14 protein-coding genes are annotated in these 16,430 nt (G+C 72.5%); 6 read left to right on the plus strand and 8 right to left on the minus strand.

Annotated elements, in window-relative coordinates; all coding sequences use genetic code 11:
• The first annotated feature begins 71 nt into the window (after positions 1–71).
• Positions 72–866: a methyltransferase domain-containing protein gene (locus AB0M67_RS00750; RefSeq protein WP_365741082.1), complete on the plus strand. Its 795-nt coding sequence runs from the start codon at positions 72–74 to the stop codon at positions 864–866.
• Between the two features lie 111 nt (positions 867–977).
• Positions 978–1,982 (plus strand): zinc-binding alcohol dehydrogenase family protein, encoded by a 1,005-nt coding sequence (locus tag AB0M67_RS00755; RefSeq protein WP_365741815.1) that lies wholly within the window; start codon positions 978–980, stop codon positions 1,980–1,982.
• A gap of 73 nt (positions 1,983–2,055) precedes the next feature.
• Here AB0M67_RS00755 and AB0M67_RS00760 read toward each other — a convergent pair whose 3' ends face one another.
• From AB0M67_RS00760 to AB0M67_RS00770, 3 genes are all read right to left on the minus strand, one after another.
• Positions 2,056–4,464, minus strand: a complete 2,409-nt coding sequence (locus AB0M67_RS00760) for a glycosyl hydrolase family 65 protein (protein WP_365741084.1) — start codon at positions 4,462–4,464, stop codon at positions 2,056–2,058.
• Positions 4,461–5,324 carry an HAD-IA family hydrolase gene (locus AB0M67_RS00765; RefSeq protein WP_365741086.1) on the minus strand — a complete coding sequence of 288 codons (864 nt, stop codon included), beginning with the start codon at positions 5,322–5,324 and terminating at the stop codon, positions 4,461–4,463. The genes AB0M67_RS00760 and AB0M67_RS00765 overlap by 4 nt, the downstream gene beginning before the upstream one ends.
• A gap of 101 nt (positions 5,325–5,425) precedes the next feature.
• Positions 5,426–5,785 (minus strand): MerR family transcriptional regulator, encoded by a 360-nt coding sequence (locus tag AB0M67_RS00770; RefSeq protein WP_365741088.1) that lies wholly within the window; start codon positions 5,783–5,785, stop codon positions 5,426–5,428.
• Between the two features lie 102 nt (positions 5,786–5,887).
• Between AB0M67_RS00770 and AB0M67_RS00775 the strand changes: the two genes are divergently transcribed.
• Positions 5,888–6,691, plus strand: coding sequence for an aminotransferase class IV family protein (locus AB0M67_RS00775; protein WP_365741090.1), 804 nt, complete (start codon positions 5,888–5,890; stop codon positions 6,689–6,691).
• On the opposite strand, the gene AB0M67_RS00780 is transcribed toward AB0M67_RS00775, so the two are convergent.
• The 3 genes from AB0M67_RS00780 to AB0M67_RS00790 form a co-directional block, all read right to left on the minus strand.
• Positions 6,661–7,893, minus strand: a complete 1,233-nt coding sequence (locus AB0M67_RS00780; protein ID WP_365741092.1) for a sialidase family protein — start codon at positions 7,891–7,893, stop codon at positions 6,661–6,663. The two genes, AB0M67_RS00775 and AB0M67_RS00780, sit on opposite strands and share 31 nt — an antisense overlap.
• A gap of 182 nt (positions 7,894–8,075) precedes the next feature.
• On the minus strand, positions 8,076–8,921 hold the full coding sequence (locus tag AB0M67_RS00785) for an oxidoreductase (protein ID WP_365741094.1): 846 nt from the start codon (positions 8,919–8,921) through the stop codon (positions 8,076–8,078).
• A 213-nt stretch (positions 8,922–9,134) separates the two neighbouring features.
• Positions 9,135–9,596, minus strand: coding sequence for a DNA-binding protein (locus AB0M67_RS00790; RefSeq protein WP_365741097.1), 462 nt, complete (start codon positions 9,594–9,596; stop codon positions 9,135–9,137).
• A 174-nt stretch (positions 9,597–9,770) separates the two neighbouring features.
• Between AB0M67_RS00790 and AB0M67_RS00795 the strand changes: the two genes are divergently transcribed.
• The 3 genes from AB0M67_RS00795 to AB0M67_RS00805 all read left to right on the plus strand — a co-directional run bounded on the left by AB0M67_RS00795 (position 9,771) and on the right by AB0M67_RS00805 (position 13,025).
• Positions 9,771–10,499 carry an SDR family oxidoreductase gene (locus tag AB0M67_RS00795; protein ID WP_365741099.1) on the plus strand — a complete coding sequence of 243 codons (729 nt, stop codon included), beginning with the start codon at positions 9,771–9,773 and terminating at the stop codon, positions 10,497–10,499.
• Between the two features lie 228 nt (positions 10,500–10,727).
• Positions 10,728–11,765 (plus strand): NADP-dependent oxidoreductase, encoded by a 1,038-nt coding sequence (locus AB0M67_RS00800; RefSeq protein ID WP_365741101.1) that lies wholly within the window; start codon positions 10,728–10,730, stop codon positions 11,763–11,765.
• 96 nt (positions 11,766–11,861) lie between these two features.
• A complete protein-coding gene (locus tag AB0M67_RS00805; RefSeq protein ID WP_365741103.1) occupies positions 11,862–13,025 on the plus strand; it encodes an NAD(P)/FAD-dependent oxidoreductase in 1,164 nt (387 codons plus the stop codon).
• Between the two features lie 34 nt (positions 13,026–13,059).
• On the opposite strand, the gene AB0M67_RS00810 is transcribed toward AB0M67_RS00805, so the two are convergent.
• Both AB0M67_RS00810 and AB0M67_RS00815 read right to left on the minus strand, forming a co-directional pair.
• Positions 13,060–15,537 carry a PQQ-binding-like beta-propeller repeat protein gene (locus AB0M67_RS00810; protein ID WP_365741105.1) on the minus strand — a complete coding sequence of 826 codons (2,478 nt, stop codon included), beginning with the start codon at positions 15,535–15,537 and terminating at the stop codon, positions 13,060–13,062.
• A 163-nt stretch (positions 15,538–15,700) separates the two neighbouring features.
• Positions 15,701–16,225 carry a hypothetical protein gene (locus tag AB0M67_RS00815; protein WP_365741107.1) on the minus strand — a complete coding sequence of 175 codons (525 nt, stop codon included), beginning with the start codon at positions 16,223–16,225 and terminating at the stop codon, positions 15,701–15,703.
• Positions 16,226–16,430: the final 205 nt, after the last annotated feature.

Below are 16,430 nucleotides of genomic sequence, written 5' to 3' on the forward strand. Positions count from 1 at the left end.
GACTTTCGTCGGACACCGCCGTCGCACAACAGCCGATCCCGCGGCCCCGGCCGCTGCCTAGCGTCACCGGCATGGCTCTTCCACCGCCCCGTACCCCGCTGGTCCGCACCTCGCCGCCCGGCACGTCACCGTCCGACACGTCACCGTCCGGCATCTCATCCACCGGCATACCCCGGGCCGTCGGCGCCCGGGCTCGGCGTACCCCGGCCCGGCGGATCGCCGACCGGGGTCTGTTCTTCGCCGAGACGCTGCGGACATTCCGCACGACCGGCGCCGTGACACCCAGCGGGCGCCCTCTCGCCCGGGCGCTCGCCGCGCCGCTGGCCGACCGTACCGGGCGGCCCCGCGCCGTGCTGGAGGTCGGCGCCGGCACGGGCGCGGTCTCCCGGGTCCTCGCCGATCTGCTCGGTCCCGAGGACACCCTGGACCTGGTCGAGTCCAACCCGCGCTTCGCCCGCGTACTCAAGGCCGACCTGCGCACCGACCCCCGGCTCGCGGTCCTCGGGGAGCGCGTCGGGCTGATCGCCGCGCCGGTCCAGGAGCTGGATCCCTCGGCGCGGTACGACGTGATCGTGTCCGGGCTGCCGTTCACCAACTTCCACCCCGACGAGGTGTCCGACCTGCTCGCGCGCTATCTGACCGCGCTCAGGCCGGGCGGCCGGCTGACGTACTTCGGCTATCGCGGCACCACGAGGCTGCGTGCGGTGTTCGGCAGCTCCCGGAGTCTGGCCCGGCACAGCGGAGTCGTGCACGTACTCGACTCCTTCCAGCGGGCCCATGCCGTCGACCACCGCACCGTCTGGGGCAATGTCCCCCCGGCGCGCGTATGGCAGCTGAGCGCGCCCCCGACCGCGACCGAACGCTAGCGTCCGGTCGGTCTTCGTGGATCAGACCCGCCGGGGCGATGCCCGCTTGCCGGGGGTCGGTGTGCGCCGCAGGCTGGGGGTATGGCTGTTCCCGCGCCCGCCACGGAGACCATGGACGGCTGGGCCGTCGAGACCCCAGGGCCGATCAGCACCGGACGGCCGCTGGTCCGGGTGAGTCGCCGCGTGCCCGTCCCCGCCCCCGGCGAACTGCTGCTGCGGGTGGAGGCGTGCGGTGTCTGCCGTACCGATCTGCATCTGACCGAGGGCGATCTCACCCCGCACCGCCCGTTGTCCATCCCCGGCCATGAGATCGTCGGCCGGGTGACCGCCGTCGGCGAGGGGGTGACGCGGTTCGGCATCGGCGACCGGGCCGGCGGGGCCTGGCTGCGCGGCACCTGCGGGACCTGCCGCTACTGCCTGGCGGGGCAGGAGAATCTCTGCCCCGGGTCCCTCTATACCGGATGGGACGCGGACGGCGGCTTCGCCGAACTGGCCGTCGTCCCCGAGGCGTTCGCCTACCGGCTGCCGGAGGACCAGGACGCCGCGCTGCTCGCGCCGCTCCTGTGCGCCGGGATCATCGGCTATCGCTCGCTGCGCCGCAGCGCGCTGCCTCGCGGCGGGCGTCTGGGGATCTACGGTTTCGGCGCCTCCGCCCATCTGGCCGCGCAGGTGGCGCTGGCCGAGGGCGCCACGGTCCATGTCCTGACCCGGTCCGCGCGGGCGCGGGAACTCGCCATGGAACTCGGCGCCTCGTCGGCCGCTGGGGACCGGGACCGGCCGCCGGAGCCGCTGGACTCGGCGATCCTGTTCGCGCCGGTGGGTGATCTGGTGCCGGTGGCGCTGGAGGCCCTGGACAGATCGGGCACGCTCTCGATCGCCGGAATCCATCTCTCCGACATTCCCGTACTGAACTACCAGCGCCATCTCTTCCAGGAGCGGAATCTGCGCAGCGTCACCTCCAACACCCGGCAGGACGGGTACGACTTCCTCGCCCTGGCCGAGCGCATCGGCATCCGCGTCACCATCAGCCGCTATCCGCTGAGCCGGGCCGACCGGGCGCTCGCGGACCTCGCGGCCGGGCGGGTGAACGGCGCCGCGGTGCTCGTCCCCGGCTGACTCACCTACCGGGCGCGGGGCGAGCTCGCGCACCGGACGCCGGGCGCGCTCGCGTACCGGGCGCGGATCGTGTTCACCTGCCGGGCAGTTCGAGCCGGCGTGTGGTGCCGGGGGCGATGACGGACTCGACCCCGCCGAGCACCACGCGTACCGGACCGTCGCTTCCGTCCGGTACGGCGATCCGTACCCGCTCGGCGCGGATCCGGAGATCCACGTCCCAGTGACTGCGGTAGCGGATGCCGACCCCGAACTTCGACAGCTGGGGCAGCGGCGCCGGATCCAGCCACAGCGCGTCGTCCCGGGTCTCCAGCCCGGTCAGCCCGCGCTGTACGAAGTCCAGGGTGCCCGCCATCGCGCCGAGATGGATGCCCTCCGCCGTGGTGCCGCCCTGAACGTCGGCCACGTCCCCGGCGAGTGCCTCCTCGGCGAAGGTCCACGCCTCGTCGCGGCGGGCCCGGGCCAGCACCCACGCGTGGACGAGGGAGCTGAGCGTGGATCCGTGGCTGGTGCGGGCGAGGTAGTAGTCGACGGTGGCACGCCAGGAGTCGTCGTCGAGCCGGTGGCCGAGCTGCCGGAAGAGCCCGGCGAGTTCCCGGGGCGAGAAGAGATAGCCGAGCATCAGCACATCGGCCTGCTTGGAGGCCTGGTAGCGGTTGGCCGTATCGCCCTCGGCCTCCAGGATCCGGTCCAGCCGGCGAATGTCGCCGTACCGCCGCCGGTAGCCCTCCCAGTCGAGTTCGGCGAGGTCCCCGTAGCCGGCGAACTGGCTGATGACCCCCGCGTGGTAGGGCACATGAAGCCGGTGGGCGATGTCGTCCCAGCCCTCCTGTTCCGCCGGCGCGAGCCGGATGCGGTCGAAGAGCTGTTGGCGGTGCGAGAGGGGCAGCGTCCGGCAGAGTTCGAGGGCCCGGGTCAGTACCCACGCGGCGGTGACGTTCGTATAGGCGTTGTCGTCCAGTCCCGGCACGGTGGCATCCGGGTAGCCGTCGTGGTACTCGTCGGGGCCGACGACACCGAGGATGCGGTACCGATCGAGCGCCGGGTCCCAGACCGCGCTGCTCGCCCAGAACCGCGCGATCTGGAGCAGCGTCTCCGCGCCGTCGGTGTGCAGGAACTCGATGTCGCCGCTGGCCTGACAGTACTGCCATACGTTGTACGCCACCGCGGAGCCGACATGGTGCTGAAGCCGGGAGTGGTCGGGCAGCCAGCGGCCGGACCGCGGGTTGAGATGCAGCTCCTGGGTCTCCTCGCGCCCGTCGCTACCGCTCTGCCAGGGGTACATCGCGCCCCGTCGGCCCACGCTGCGCGCCGCGTGGATGGCCGCGGGCAGCCGCCGGTAGCGGTAGCCGAGCAGGGACCGGGAGACCTCGGGGAAGTGCAGGTTCAAGAACGGCAGGACGAACAGCTCGTCCCAGAAGACATGCCCGCGGTACGCCTCGCCGTGCAGCCCCCTGGCCGGTACGCCGGCGTCCAGTCCCGCCGTGTGCGGGGAGAGGGTCTGGAGTACATGGAAGAGGTGCAGCCGCAGGATCCGGCCCGCCTCGCCCGGCACGTCCAGCGCCGCCTCCCGCCAGATACGTTCCCAGGCCCGGTGGTGCGAGGCCAGCAGCCGGGGGAAGTCGGCGGCCCGCCGTACCTCCTGGACGGCGGTGATCCGCGGGCCGCTGATCGCCGGGTCACGGGAGGTGTACAGCGCGACCGTCTTGTCGACGGACACCGTCTCGTCGCGCCCGACGGGGATCGTGAGGGTCTGGACGGCCTGTCCTGCGGTGAGCCGCGCGCGGGGCACGAGGTCACGGCGGTCGGGGACGCGGGTACGGGCGGCCAGCGCGATCCGGATGTCGGAGTTGACCGTGCGGCACCGCAGCCACACCACGGTGTCGTCGCGCTCGGCGCCGGTACGCAGATGGATCAGATGCCGGTTCGCGAGATCGGCGTACCGCTCCACTCCCGCGTTGCGCACATCGCCGTCGAGACCCGACTCCACCTCCACCGTTCCGGCCCAGCCCTCGGCGGTGAACGAGGTGCGCTGCGCGGCGAGATGCGGCTCGCCCATGTGCACCAGCCGGCACTGCTCCACGCGCAGCCGCCGCCCGGCGGCGTCCTCGTACACCGACCAGCGGGTCAGGGTGCCGTGCCGCAGGTCCAGGCTCTGCCGGTGGGTGAGGAGATGGGGGCCGTCGGGTGAGAGCCATGGTCCCGGCGCGTTCCCTTCCGGGCGTACGCGGTAGCGCAGCGGAAGCCAGTTGGGCAGATTGACCATGTCCTCGTTCTCGACCTGCCGGCCGGCCACGGTGGAGATCAGCCGGTTGTAGCAGCCCGCCGCGTAGGTGCCGGGGTAGTGCGCCGGTCCTTCGGCTGTCTCCGACGCGGCGCCGCGGGTGCCGAAGTAGCCGTTGCCCAGCGTGCAGAGCGCCTCGCGCAGCCGCTCCGCCTCGGGGTCGTAGCCCTCGTAGGTCCAGGTCCAGGCGCGTGTGGTCACCCGCTTCTCCTGTCCGCCCTGGTCCTGTCCGCGCTTGTCCTGTCCGAGCTTGTCCTGTCCGCGTCTCTCCTGTCCGCGCTGGTCTCCTTCGCGCTGCCCGGGCCTTCTCCCTCGGTCAGCAGCTCTCCGGGGTCGGCGACCACCACATCGGCGCCGTGCCCGCGCAGCTCGGCCGCGCTCGTGGGCCCGGCCGTCCGGTCGACGCCGATCACCAGGCCGAATCCACCGCGCCGGCCGGCTTCGACACCGGCCAGCGCGTCTTCCACGACGGCCGTGTCCCCGGCCGGAAACCCGAGACGGCGCGCGGCCTCAAGGAAGACCGCCGGGTCGGGCTTGCCCGGCAGCCCCAGCCGACGCGCCTCGTCGCCGTCCACCACGGTCCGCAGCAGAGGGAGCACCCCGGCGGACGTCAGCAGTTCCGTCGCGTGCCGGGACGCCGAGACGGCGGCGCACGGCACACGCTCGGCGGTCAGCGCGTGGAGCAGCCGTACGGTCCCCGGCCAGACGTCGACGCCGTGCTCACGCAGCCGCCGCGTGAACAGCCGCTCCTTGCGTGCCGCGACGGCCCGGACGGTGGCCGTTCCCGGCCCGTCGCCGGGATCGCCGAGGGGCAGGTCGAGTCCGCGCGCGTGCAGGAACGCCACCGCCCCGTCCTCGCGGGACTTGCCGTCGACATAGCGGCGGTAGTCGTCCACCGCGTCGAAGGGCGCCCGAATGCCCGCGGCGGACAGACACGCGTCGAACGCGCCCTTCCAGGCCGCGGCGTGCACTCCGGCGGAGTCGATGATGACCCCGTCGGTGTCGAGGACCACGGCCCGCACGGTACGCAGACACGGTGCCAGGGCCGGCGTGCCGGTCATGGCCCATTCCGTTCGTGCTCGGTCCGTTCGAGGAGATGGCCCATGGACCCATGGCACCACGGCTGACGGTCACGAGCACGGCGGGACCGGGCGAAGGTCCGCTACGACGGCGGTTCCGGCGCCGGCGACAGATAGCCGGCGAGAGTGCCGCGGCTGCGCCGGAGGTGGTCGATCCGCTCGTCCGTGGCCGCCAGCTCTCTCCCCAGGATGGCCCGCACATCCACGCACATCTCGAACTGCGGCGCCTCACCGCGGGCGCACGGCAGCACCGCGCGGATCACCTCCGTGGACAGCCCCGCGGCCAGCAGGGCACGCACCTGCCGCACGGTGAGCACCGTGTCCTCGTCGTAGTCGCGGTAGCCGTTCGGACCGCGTCCGGCCTCCAGCAGCCCCTGCTCCTCGTAGTACCGCAGCAGCCGCGGGCTGACTCCCGTACGCCGCGACAACTCCCCGATCAGCATGTGCCCCCCGCCCCCTCGGACTTGACCTTCCCACCGGTGTGAGGCCTTAACGTCGCGCCCTGAGCGAGCATTCCGCTCGATTCCGTACGGCTGGAGTGACGCATGACCTCTTCTGTTGTTCAACGTAACGGCCGGGCGGCGACCGCCGAGGAGCTGGCGCCGCTCGCCTTCGCCGGCTATGCCCACTTCACCGCCGCCCAGGTGCGTGGCGGCCGGATCCGGGGCCTCGATCTCCATCTGGAGCGGCTGCGGTCGGCCTCGGTGGAGTTGTTCGGGCGGGCGGTGCCCGACGACCGTGTGCGGTCCTCGCTGCGGACGGCGCTGGAGACCGGTCCTGCCGACCTCTCGCTGACGGCCACGGTGTACTCACCGACGGGCGAATTCACCGCGGCCGGGGCCGCCGCGGAGCCCGAGGTGCTCGTACGCACCGGACCGGCCGCGTCCGGTCCCGTGGGCCCGCTGGCGCTGGCGGCGGTCCCGTACGAGCGGGTCCTTCCGGGCGTGAAGCATGTCGGCGAGGTGGCCAAGACGTACTTCCTCCGTCAGGCCGTGGCGCAGGGCTTCGACGACGCCGCCTTCGTCGACCGCCGGGGCCGGCTCAGCGAGGGGTCGATCTGGAATCTGGCCTTCTGGGACGGAGACGCGGTGGTGTGGCCCGAGGCCGGGATGCTGGGCGGGACCACGATGGGCATCGTCCACCGGCAGCTTGACCGCCTCGGTGTTCCCCAGCGCGTCCGGGAGATCACGCTCGCCGACCTGCCGGGTCTTGCCGGGGGCGTGGTCATGAACTCCTGGACGCCGGGGGTGGCGGTTCACCGGATCGGCTCCGTACCCCTGCCCGAGGCACCGTCGTTCGTGGAGCTGCTGCACCGGGCCTACCGGGCCGAACCGCTCACCTCGCCCTGAGAAACCGTCAGCTCGGGCAGGAGCCTCCAGACCCAGGGGAGCCGGGTGAAGCGGATGGTGTCGTGATAGGTCCGCTGTCCCGTCTCGTAGAGCAGGCCGACGGTCCCCCCGCCGGTCTGCACCAGGTCCGAATAGCCCGCGCGGTCCTCCGACACCGTCCACACCGGTCGCCACGACAGCCCGCCGTCGCCACTGGCCCGCACCCGCATCCTGAACCGTTCCCCGGGGTCCGAGGGGCCGGAGTACAGCAGCGGCTCGTCCCCGGTGAGACCGCGGACCTGGAGCACACTGCCCTGCACCACGGGCCCCTCGATCATCGGCTGGGGGCGGAACGGGACGGAGAGGCTCAGCCCGCCGTCGGCGCTGTAGGCGTCGGCCCGTGAGCCCTCGGTCGTACGGTCGTGATCACGGGAGTTGATATAGACGCGGCCGTCCGGCAGCTCCGTCAGCGTGCTCTCGTTGAGCGCCAGCGGCTCGTCGCCCCCAGGGCTCAGATAGCCGACGCGCCAAGTGAGACCGCCGTCGTCGCTGACGATGGAGTGCGCGCCGCTGCGGGCCGTGGGGCCCGCGCTGTGGTTCGCGGGCACCAGCAGCCGTCCCCGGTGGGGGCCGTGGCGCAGCGCCACCGCGTGCCCAGGACCCACCGCGTACCAGCGCCAGTCCGCGGCCTTGACCGATGCCGTGATGTCCCGCTGCGGTGACCAGCTCAGGCCGTCGTCCGTGCTGCGCTGTACGTACACCCGGCGGACGGATCCGGCGACCGCGCCCGCCACCACCTGGCGCTTGGTCGCGCCACCGATCGTCCGGCAGGTCACGAGCACCACGTCCCCGCTGTCCGGATCGATCACCGGCGCGGGGTTGCCGACGGTGTCCTCCCCCGCGTCGGCGACCACATGGAGCGGCTGCCAGGTGCAACCCCCGTCCAGCGAGCGCCGGAGCACCAGATCGATGTCGCCGTCGTCCGCGGCCGAATCGCGCCGCCCCTCGGCGAACGCGAGCAGTGGTCCGTCCGGCACCTGGAGAGCGGCCGGGATACGGAAGGTGTGATAGCCGTCGGTCCCGGACTCGTACGGCACGGAGGGCTCGCAGGACGCGGGCCGCGCGGTACTCGGGGCGGCGGGCCACAGGGCCAGCGCCGTACTGATCAGGAGAAAGAGCGGGAGAAGCGGCGATCGGCTGATTCTGACGGCACGGAGTCTCATCGCGTCCCTCGGGCTGGTGTGGCGGGTGCGTGCGCGGGTCCGCGAGGAAGATAACGGCACAAACAGCTGCCCCTCGGTCGCCACGCGTGCCGGGATACCTACCCGTGAGAGTCGCGGGCCGCCCAGGGCGTGTCCGCACAGTCCCGCCTGCCCGCCTGCCCGCCTGCCCGGCGGCCGGCGGCTCAGCCGGTGGTGGCGGCGTCGTGGTCCGTGCTCGTGGCCACCTTCCGCCATGTCTCCAACTCGTCGTGGACGAAGCGGAGTTTGTCCTCCACCCGGGCGACGCTGTCCGCCCCCAGTTGGATGCGCAGCGGGGCCCGTTCGCTGCCACCGAGGTCGACGATGACGCGGGCCGCCTTGGCCGGGTCGCCGGGCTGGGTGTGGTTGTCGTCCACCGCGCCGGTCCGGGTGCCGCCCGAGGTGGCGGCGTAGTCGTTGATGACATTCGCCTCGGTGTGGAGGCTGGAGCCGTCCAGGAAGTCCGTACGGAACCGGCCGGGCTCGACCACGGTCACCGTGATGCCGAGCGGCGCGACCTCGGCCGCCAGCGCCTCGGACAGGCCCTCGACGGCGAACTTCGTGGAGGCGTAGAGGCCCCAGCCCGGCGCGGCGGTGAAGCCGCCGACCGAGCTGATGTTGACGATGTGTCCCGACCGGCGCTCACGCATCCCGGGCAGCACGGCGCGCAGCACATTGAGTGTGCCGAAGACATTGGTCTCGTACACCGCCTTGGCCGCCGCGTCCGAGACCTCCTCGACCGCGCCGAGCAGCCCGCGGCCCGCGTTGTTGACCAGCACATCGATACGGCCGAACCGCTCGGTCGCCTCGGCGACGGCCGCGTGCGCCGCGTCCTCGTCGGTGACGTCCAGGGGAAGCGCGAGCAGGGCGTCGCCCGCGTCCGGGAAGAGGGACTCCACGGTCCGTGGATCACGGGCGGTGGCCACGACGTCATACCCGGACGCCAGGGCGGTGCGGGCGATCTCCGCACCGAATCCACGCGAGGCACCAGTGATCATCCAGACGCTCATGGCTGTGGCTCCTTACCCGCGACCGCGAACCGCGGCCGACGGTCGGCGGTTGGCGGTTGGCGGTCCGTGGCCGACGGTCGGTGGCCGACGGTCCTCGACAAGGGGAGCGTATGAGGCGCCGGAACAGCCGACAACCGGACTCCTCCGATGGTGCGGACGGCCATGACCTGTCCGGCCGTACGGGGGTTTGAACCCGACCCCGGTGACCGCACGTCACCCTCGCGCCTCCCCCGCCCCCTCCGTGTCAGCGGCGGTACGGCCGGCCAGCCGTTCGTACCGCTGCCTCGCCGCCTGCGGAGTACCGAGACCGAGGCCAAAGGCGATCTCCTGCCAGGTCATCTCGCGGCCCCGGGCCATCTTGAGGAGTCCGGCCTCCAGTTCGTCCATGTCGCCCCGCGCCAGGGGGATAAGACTCAGAGCGGCGGTGATGTCGGCGTGATCCACCGCCGGCTCGCCGTCGTCCGGCCGGGCCGCGCCGCTGAGCAGGAACGACACCAGCCTGATGGCCTCGTGCGGCGCGAGGACGAAGGGGTGGACCTGTCGACGGCGCTGCTCGTCGGTGGCCGCGTGCCGCTCGGCGATACGGAACAGGGACGCGTGGGCGCGGTGCGCGCGCGCCTGCTCCGGGTGCGGCGGGGTGAAGGGGTCGGTGGACTGACCGGAAGTCGATGACATAGCGACCAGGATCGGCGATACACACATCGATGTCAACGGTTCGTTTTAAACGTTCTGTTCACGAAGGGAAACCGCCCCGGACCGCCCCGGACGCGTACGTCCGACGGGGGTGGGATACGACTTGTCGTCCGGTCGGTGAACCCCTCACGTCCATCGCTCAGCAGGAGGCAGCCCATGTCACGTCCGATCACCGTCGTCACAGGCGGCAGCCGGGGTATCGGCGCCGCGACGTGCGTCCGGCTGGCGGCCGACGGGCACGATCTGGCCCTTGGCTACATCAGCGACGAGGAGACGGCGGCGGCCGTCCGTGCGACGGGTGCGCGGTGCGTCACCGTACAGGTGGACACCTCCGAAGAGGCGGACGTGGAGCGGCTGTTCGACACCACCGCGACCGAACTCGGGCCGGTGACGGGCCTGGTCAACAACGCCGGTGTGACGGGCCCGCTCGGCAGACTCGCCGAGACGGGAACCGCCGATCTGCGACGGGTGATCGAGGTGAACCTCCTGGGTTGTCTGCTGTGCTGCCGGCGCGCCGCCCGGGACATGGCGGCGCTCGGCTCCGGCGCCATCGTCAATATCTCCTCGGCGGCGGCCACCCTCGGCGCGCCCGGCGAGTATGTGCACTACGCGGCGACCAAGGCGGCGACCGATGCCCTGACCATCGGTCTGTCCAAGGAGCTCGGCCCGGACGGCATCAGGGTCAACGCGGTCGCGCCCGGCGTCATCAACACGGAGATGCACGCCGCGATGGGGGATCCCGACCGTCCGGCGAAGGCCGCCGCCACGATCCCGCTCGGCCGGCCCGGGGAGCCCGCCGAGATCGCCGCCGCCGTCGCGTGGCTGCTGTCGGAGGACGCCTCGTACACGACGGGGACGGTGCTGAGGGTCTCCGGGGGCCGGTGACACGCACCCCGCCCCGCGACGGTGCCGCGTGCGGGCGATGCCGCGTGCGGGCGATGCCGCGTGCGGGCGATGCCGGTCCGTGGCGGAGTCGCGGGGGCGCGGAGTCATGACGTTCGCTTGGACGTGACGCTTACGTGAAGTCCTGACGTCGTCGGGAATCATTCGCTGGATGCCGCCGCCGGGCTCACGCCCGGCGACCCCGCGCCCGGCCGAGGAGAGGTCCCGTCCATGAACGCCACGCCCGCGCCCGCCAACCCCGTCTCCGTCCCCGCCACGCACCACGAGGTACAGCTGGCCGCCCGCCCCGAGGGGCCACTCACCGTCGACCACTTCCGGCTGACAGAGGCTCCCGTCCCCGTGCCCGGCCCCGGCCAGGTGCTGGTGCGCAACCGGCTCATGAGTGTCACCGCCGTCATGCGCACCCTGATGCGGGACGACGTCGAGCTGCCCATGCCGTCCTACGCACCGGGCGAGGCCCTGTGGGGCCCGGCCATCGGCGAAGTGATCTCCGCGCCGGCCAACGGCCCGCGCCCCGGCGATCTCGTCGCACACCGCCTCGGCTGGCGCGAGTACGCGGTCCTCGACGCGGCCGGAGCCGAGCCGCTGGATCTCGACGCGCTGCCCGACCCCGTCGCCCATCTCTCGCAGGGGTTCACCGCCTGGCTCGGGGTGGTACGAGCGGCCGAGGTCCGCCCCGGGGACACCGTGTTCGTCAGCGGCGCCGCGGGCGGAGTCGGTTCCCTGGCGGGCCAGTTCGCCCGGCTCCATGGCGCCGGACGGGTCATCGGCAGCACGAGCACGCGCCGCAAGGCCACCCATCTGGTGGACGAACTGGGCTACGACGCGGTCGTGCTGCGTACCGAGGGCGGCATCGAGGACCAACTGCGCGCGGTGGCACCCGAAGGTCTCGACGCGGTCTTCGACAACGTCGGCGGCGAGCAGCTGCGCGCCGCGGTGGCGCTCGCCCGCAGGGGTGCGCGCATCGCGCTCGTGGGCGGTCTGTCCGGCCAGGTGGGCGGCGAGTCCGGAGCGCTTGTCGAGATGGACACCCTCGCCCTCATCTCAAGGGGCATCACCCTGCGGGGGATCGCCGCGGCCGATCATCTGGACGCGCTACCGGAGTGGAGGGAGGAGTTCGGGCGCGCGCTGCGCGAGGGAACCGTCACCGTCCCGCATACGACTCTGCCGGGAATCGGTCAAGCACCGCGAGCGCTGTGCGAGTTGCTCGCCGGGCGCCATATCGGCGCCGTCCTGGTGGAACTGTGAGGCGGGCGAACTTGTTCGTCACGAACATGTTCGCTATCTTTGTCGGTATGACGCTGCACGACGCGGCACAACGGCCTCCGAAAGGAACTGAGCGACATGGCGAGCCAACGGACCCATCACCCCATCACCGTCGTCGGCGGCGGCCTCGGCGGCCTCGTGCTCGCCCGCGTCCTCCATCTGCACGGGATCGAGACCGCCGTGTACGAACGTGACGCCTCGCCCACCGCCCGGCCGCAGGGCGGCATGCTCGATCTGCACGAGGACTCCGCCCAGGTGGCGCTGCGTGCCGCCGGTCTCTTCGCGGAGTTCCGTGCCGCCGTCCACCCCGGCGGCGAGGCCATGCGCGTGCTCGACAAGCACGCCACCGTCCGTATGGAGGAGAGCGACGAGGACGGCACCGGCGGCCGGCCCGAGGTCAGCCGCGACGATCTGCGGGCCCTCCTGCTCGCCTCCCTGCCCGAGGGGACCATCCGCTGGGGTGCGAAGGTGACCGCCGCCCGCCCGACCGGTGCGGGCGGCCACGAGGTCACACTCGGCGACGGCACCACCTTCACCACCGATCTGCTGATCGGCGCGGACGGGGCCTGGTCGAGGGTGCGTCCGCTGGTCTCCGACGCCACGCCCGGCTACTCCGGCATCTCCTTCGTCGAGATGAATGTCCACGACGCCGACAACCGCCACCCGGGCAGCGCCGCCGTCGTCGGGGGCGGCATGCTGCTCGCCCTGGCCGAGGGGAAGGGCCTGCTCGCCCACCGCGAGGCCGGAGGCAGGCTGCACATCTACTGCGCGCTCAGGGCCCCGGCGGACTGGGTCACCTCCAGCGGTATCGACTTCACCGACACCGAAGCGGCCACGTCCCGTCTGCTGGAGCACTTCGACGGCTGGGACGAGCGGCTGCGCGCGCTGATCACCGACGCCGACGGCCCACTCGTACCGCGCCCCATCCATGCCCTGCCCATCGGCCACCGCTGGGACCGGATTCCCGGTGTGACCCTGCTCGGCGACGCCGCGCACCTGATGTCGCCCTTCGCGGGCGAGGGCGCCAACCTCGCCATGCTCGACGGTGCCGAGCTGGCCGCCGCGATCGTGGCCCACCCCGGCGACACCGAGAAGGCACTGACCGTGTACGAGGAGGCGCTGTTCCCGCGCGGCGAGGCAGCCGCCGTGGAATCCGCCGACAACCTCACTCTCTGCTTCAGCTCTGACGCACCGCAGGGCCTGATCGACCGGTTCGCGCTCTACCGCGGCCAGACGGACTGACCGGCTTCCGGCGTCCGGTGTCCGGCGCCCGGTGTCAGCCTGTCTTGCCGTCCAGCCGGAACGCGCGGATGTCCGTCCCCCCGGAGACCGTGTACACGGCCCCTCCGAGGGTCATCGGACGGCTCTCACCGGCGCCCTCCGAGATCTTGCCCTTCGACTGCGCGGTCCACAGCGGCTTGCCCGTGGTGGCGTTGAGCACCGCGACCCTCCCCTTGCCCGCGGGCACGAGCAGCCGGTTGCCGGGTGCGGTGGCGGGAGCGGCGAAGCCGACGCCCTTGGGAAGTTCGCGGCGCCACATCAGCTTGCCCGTGCGGAAGTCGTAGGCGTACGCGGCCGTTTCGTCGGAGGCGTAGAAGACATCGTCGGCGAATGTGCCGGTGCGGAACGTCCCTTCGACATCGATGGGGTCGAAATTACTGTCCTGCGGCCCCTTCGGGTCGTACCGCACGATGCGGCGCGGCCCGTCGTCACCGTCCCCCACCAGGCAGTACACGGTGCCCGCGCGCACATCGCACTGGAGGACGGAGCCCGGGAAGCTGATCTTCCAGAGCTGTTCGTCGCTTTCCGCCCCGTACCCCGTGGCGATGGTGCTGTCCCCGTACGCCTCCGTCGTGACGAGGACGCCGTCCCCCGCCCACAGTGCCTGTCCCACGCCAGGCGAGGGACCGTCCACGGTCCATTTCTCCTTGCCGGTGGCCGCGTCGAGAGCCCTGAGCACTGTCGGCCGGCCTTGGGGGGCGTCGGCCATGAAGACCGTGTTCCGGCCGTCGTAGGCGGGGTTGGCGAACTGCGTGTAGTGCTTGGCCCAGCGCGGCTCGCCATTGGCGGTGGCCAGTCCCGTGAGCCGCGCCTTGGCGCCGGAATACCGGACGGAGGTCCAGCCGATCACGGTGTCACCGCTGACACCGGCGATGCCCTGGTCCATGTAGCCATGGCCGTCGGGGTAGTCCCTCTTCCAGCCTTCGGCGCCGGTGGCGGGATCGAGCCTGACCGCCTGGCGGTAGGAGGTCGCGCAGTAGACACCGCTGCTCGCCGCCGCACAACTGCTCGTGCCCAGCTCGTAGACGCGCCCTTCGAGGGTGATCCGCGTCGTCCACTCCCGGAATCCGCCGGGCGGATCGGGGACGGTCCCGAGGGCGTCGGTTCTGGGCGACGGGGAGGGCGTGGCGGAGAGGGACGAACGGGGCGACGGCGACCTGGCCGACCCGCCCTTGTCGTCGGCCTCTCCACCCCGGTCGCCGCCCTGACTCACGACCCACAGCGTGCCCGCCACCACGGCCGCCAGCGTGACGAGGGCGAGGGCGATACGCCGCCGGGAGAAGGCGCCCGAGGGGCGTTCCGGGGCGGGCGGCTCTGAGGATGGGGCCGCCGCGGGCGACACCGACGGCGGGGGCGCGAGGCGGGTATCGGCCCGCGCGAAGGCGTCGAGTCGCGGCGCGGGGACGGGCGCGGCGACCGGCGGAGCGGCGGGCCGGGCGGCCTGTTGAACGGCCGGCTCGGTGACCGGCTGAACGGAGGGCTCGGTGACCGGCGGAGCCGAGAGCTCGGTAACCGGCTGAACGGAGAGCTCGGTGACCGGCGGAGCCGAGACCTCGGTGACCGGCCAGGACGCCGGTCGGGCGACCGGCCCGGACTCCCGCGCCGGTGCGCTCGCGGTGGTGACCTCCGGCCGCGGCGGCGCCTCGGGGCGCTCCTCGGGCCGTACCTCGGGAAGCGCCTCCTCCGTCTGTTTGAGCAGGTCCCCCACCGTGGGGCGTTCGCTCGGGTCCTTCGACAGACAGGGAACGATCAACCCCCTGAGCTCGTCCGGGAGTCCGGCGAGGTCCGGCTCCTCGTGCGTGACCCGGTAGCCGCACACAAACGGGTCGGTCGCGTCGAAGGGGCCGTGCCCGGTCGCCGCGAACACGAGCACCGAACCCAGCGCGAAGACATCCGTGAACGGCCCCGTCGTCTCACCCGCGCGGAACTGCTCGGGCGCCATGAACGGCGGCGTGCCGACCACCAGACCGGTACGGGTGAGTGGATCGCTGTCCACCGCCCGGGAGATCCCGAAGTCGATGACCCGCAGCCCGTCCTCGGCGAGCAGCACATTGGCGGGCTTGAGATCACGGTGTACGAGACCGGTCCGGTGGATGTCGCGCAGCGCCTCCGCGAGGCCGGCCGCGAGGATCCGTAGCTCTTCCGGCGGCAGCGGACCGTCCTCCGCCACGCGCGCGTGCAGCGTGCGCCCGGGTACGAACAGCGTGGCCAGCCAGGGCTGTTCGGCCTCCGGATCGGCGTCCACCACGGGCGCGGTGAAGGCCCCGCTGACGCGCCGCGCCGCGTCCACCTCGCGGCGGAACCTGACGCGGAACCCGTCGTCCTCGGCGAACTCGGGCCGGATCATCTTCACCGCGACCTGGCGTCCGGAGACGGACCGACCGAGATAGACGACGCCCATGCCACCCGCGCCGAGCCGCGACACGAGCCGGTACTCGCCGACGGAGCGCGGATCGTCCCCCCGCAACGTCACCACTGGCCCCCATGAGTCGTCCGGCGCGGTATCGAGGCCGGTCCTGGCGGCCGGCCTCAAGCGAAACCACCCTACCGGTGGGCGAGTCGGGCGAGGGCTGGGGAAAGCGCGCTCGTCCTCGCTCCGTTCCGCCTCGCGGAGCCGCCGCGCCTCCGTGGCGGGCCTACGAGGTCGCGCCGGACGGCGGGCCGGACGGCCGGGCGGTGGTGAGGGTGCCCGGGAGCTGACCTCCGCCCGGCAGGCTCAGCGTCCCGCGCGCGGCCTCGATGAACTCCGACCGCGCCTGGTCGAGATCGTCGGGCGAGGAACTGCCACGCAGGCAGTCGACCAGTCGCCGCGCCGCTCGGGAGACATCCTCCGGCCCCTCCAAGAGCACCGCGACGAAGGCCCGTTGCAGAGCGGGGCGGTCGCCGGGCTGATCGTGGCCGGTCCTCCAGGAGAGACTGACCACCTCCGCGGATTCGAGGAACCGCACATACGTCTGTCGCCGCAGGTCGAGTACCCGAACCGCCCGCTGCTCTTCGAGGGTCGCCCGTACGGTGTCCAGCACCGCGTCCGCCTGCCGGTCCCCGGCGTGCCGTGCCGCCTCGGCCTGTCTGCCGCCCGCGGTGCGGGTGAACCACCCGGTGATGAGGCTGCCGACCAGTGCCGAGCCCGCCGCGATCAATGCGATTCCCCACTCAGTCATGGGGCCACATTCTTCACACCGACGCGGCCCCGCGCAGAGGGTTACGGACATCCCGCCCGGGGCGTCCGGCGCCGCCGGAGCCGGTCCGCGCGCGCCGACGGGTACGATCACGGCATGCCGCCGGACGCCGCCGACCCACCTCCCTCATCTGCGGAAACGGCGCGTGGAGCGACAACTCCCGGTCTAGGATGGGATAATCCATGCG

It is taken from the genome of Streptomyces sp. NPDC051662, from assembly GCF_040681655.1.
Taxonomy (GTDB): Bacteria; Actinomycetota; Actinomycetes; order Streptomycetales; family Streptomycetaceae; genus Streptomyces.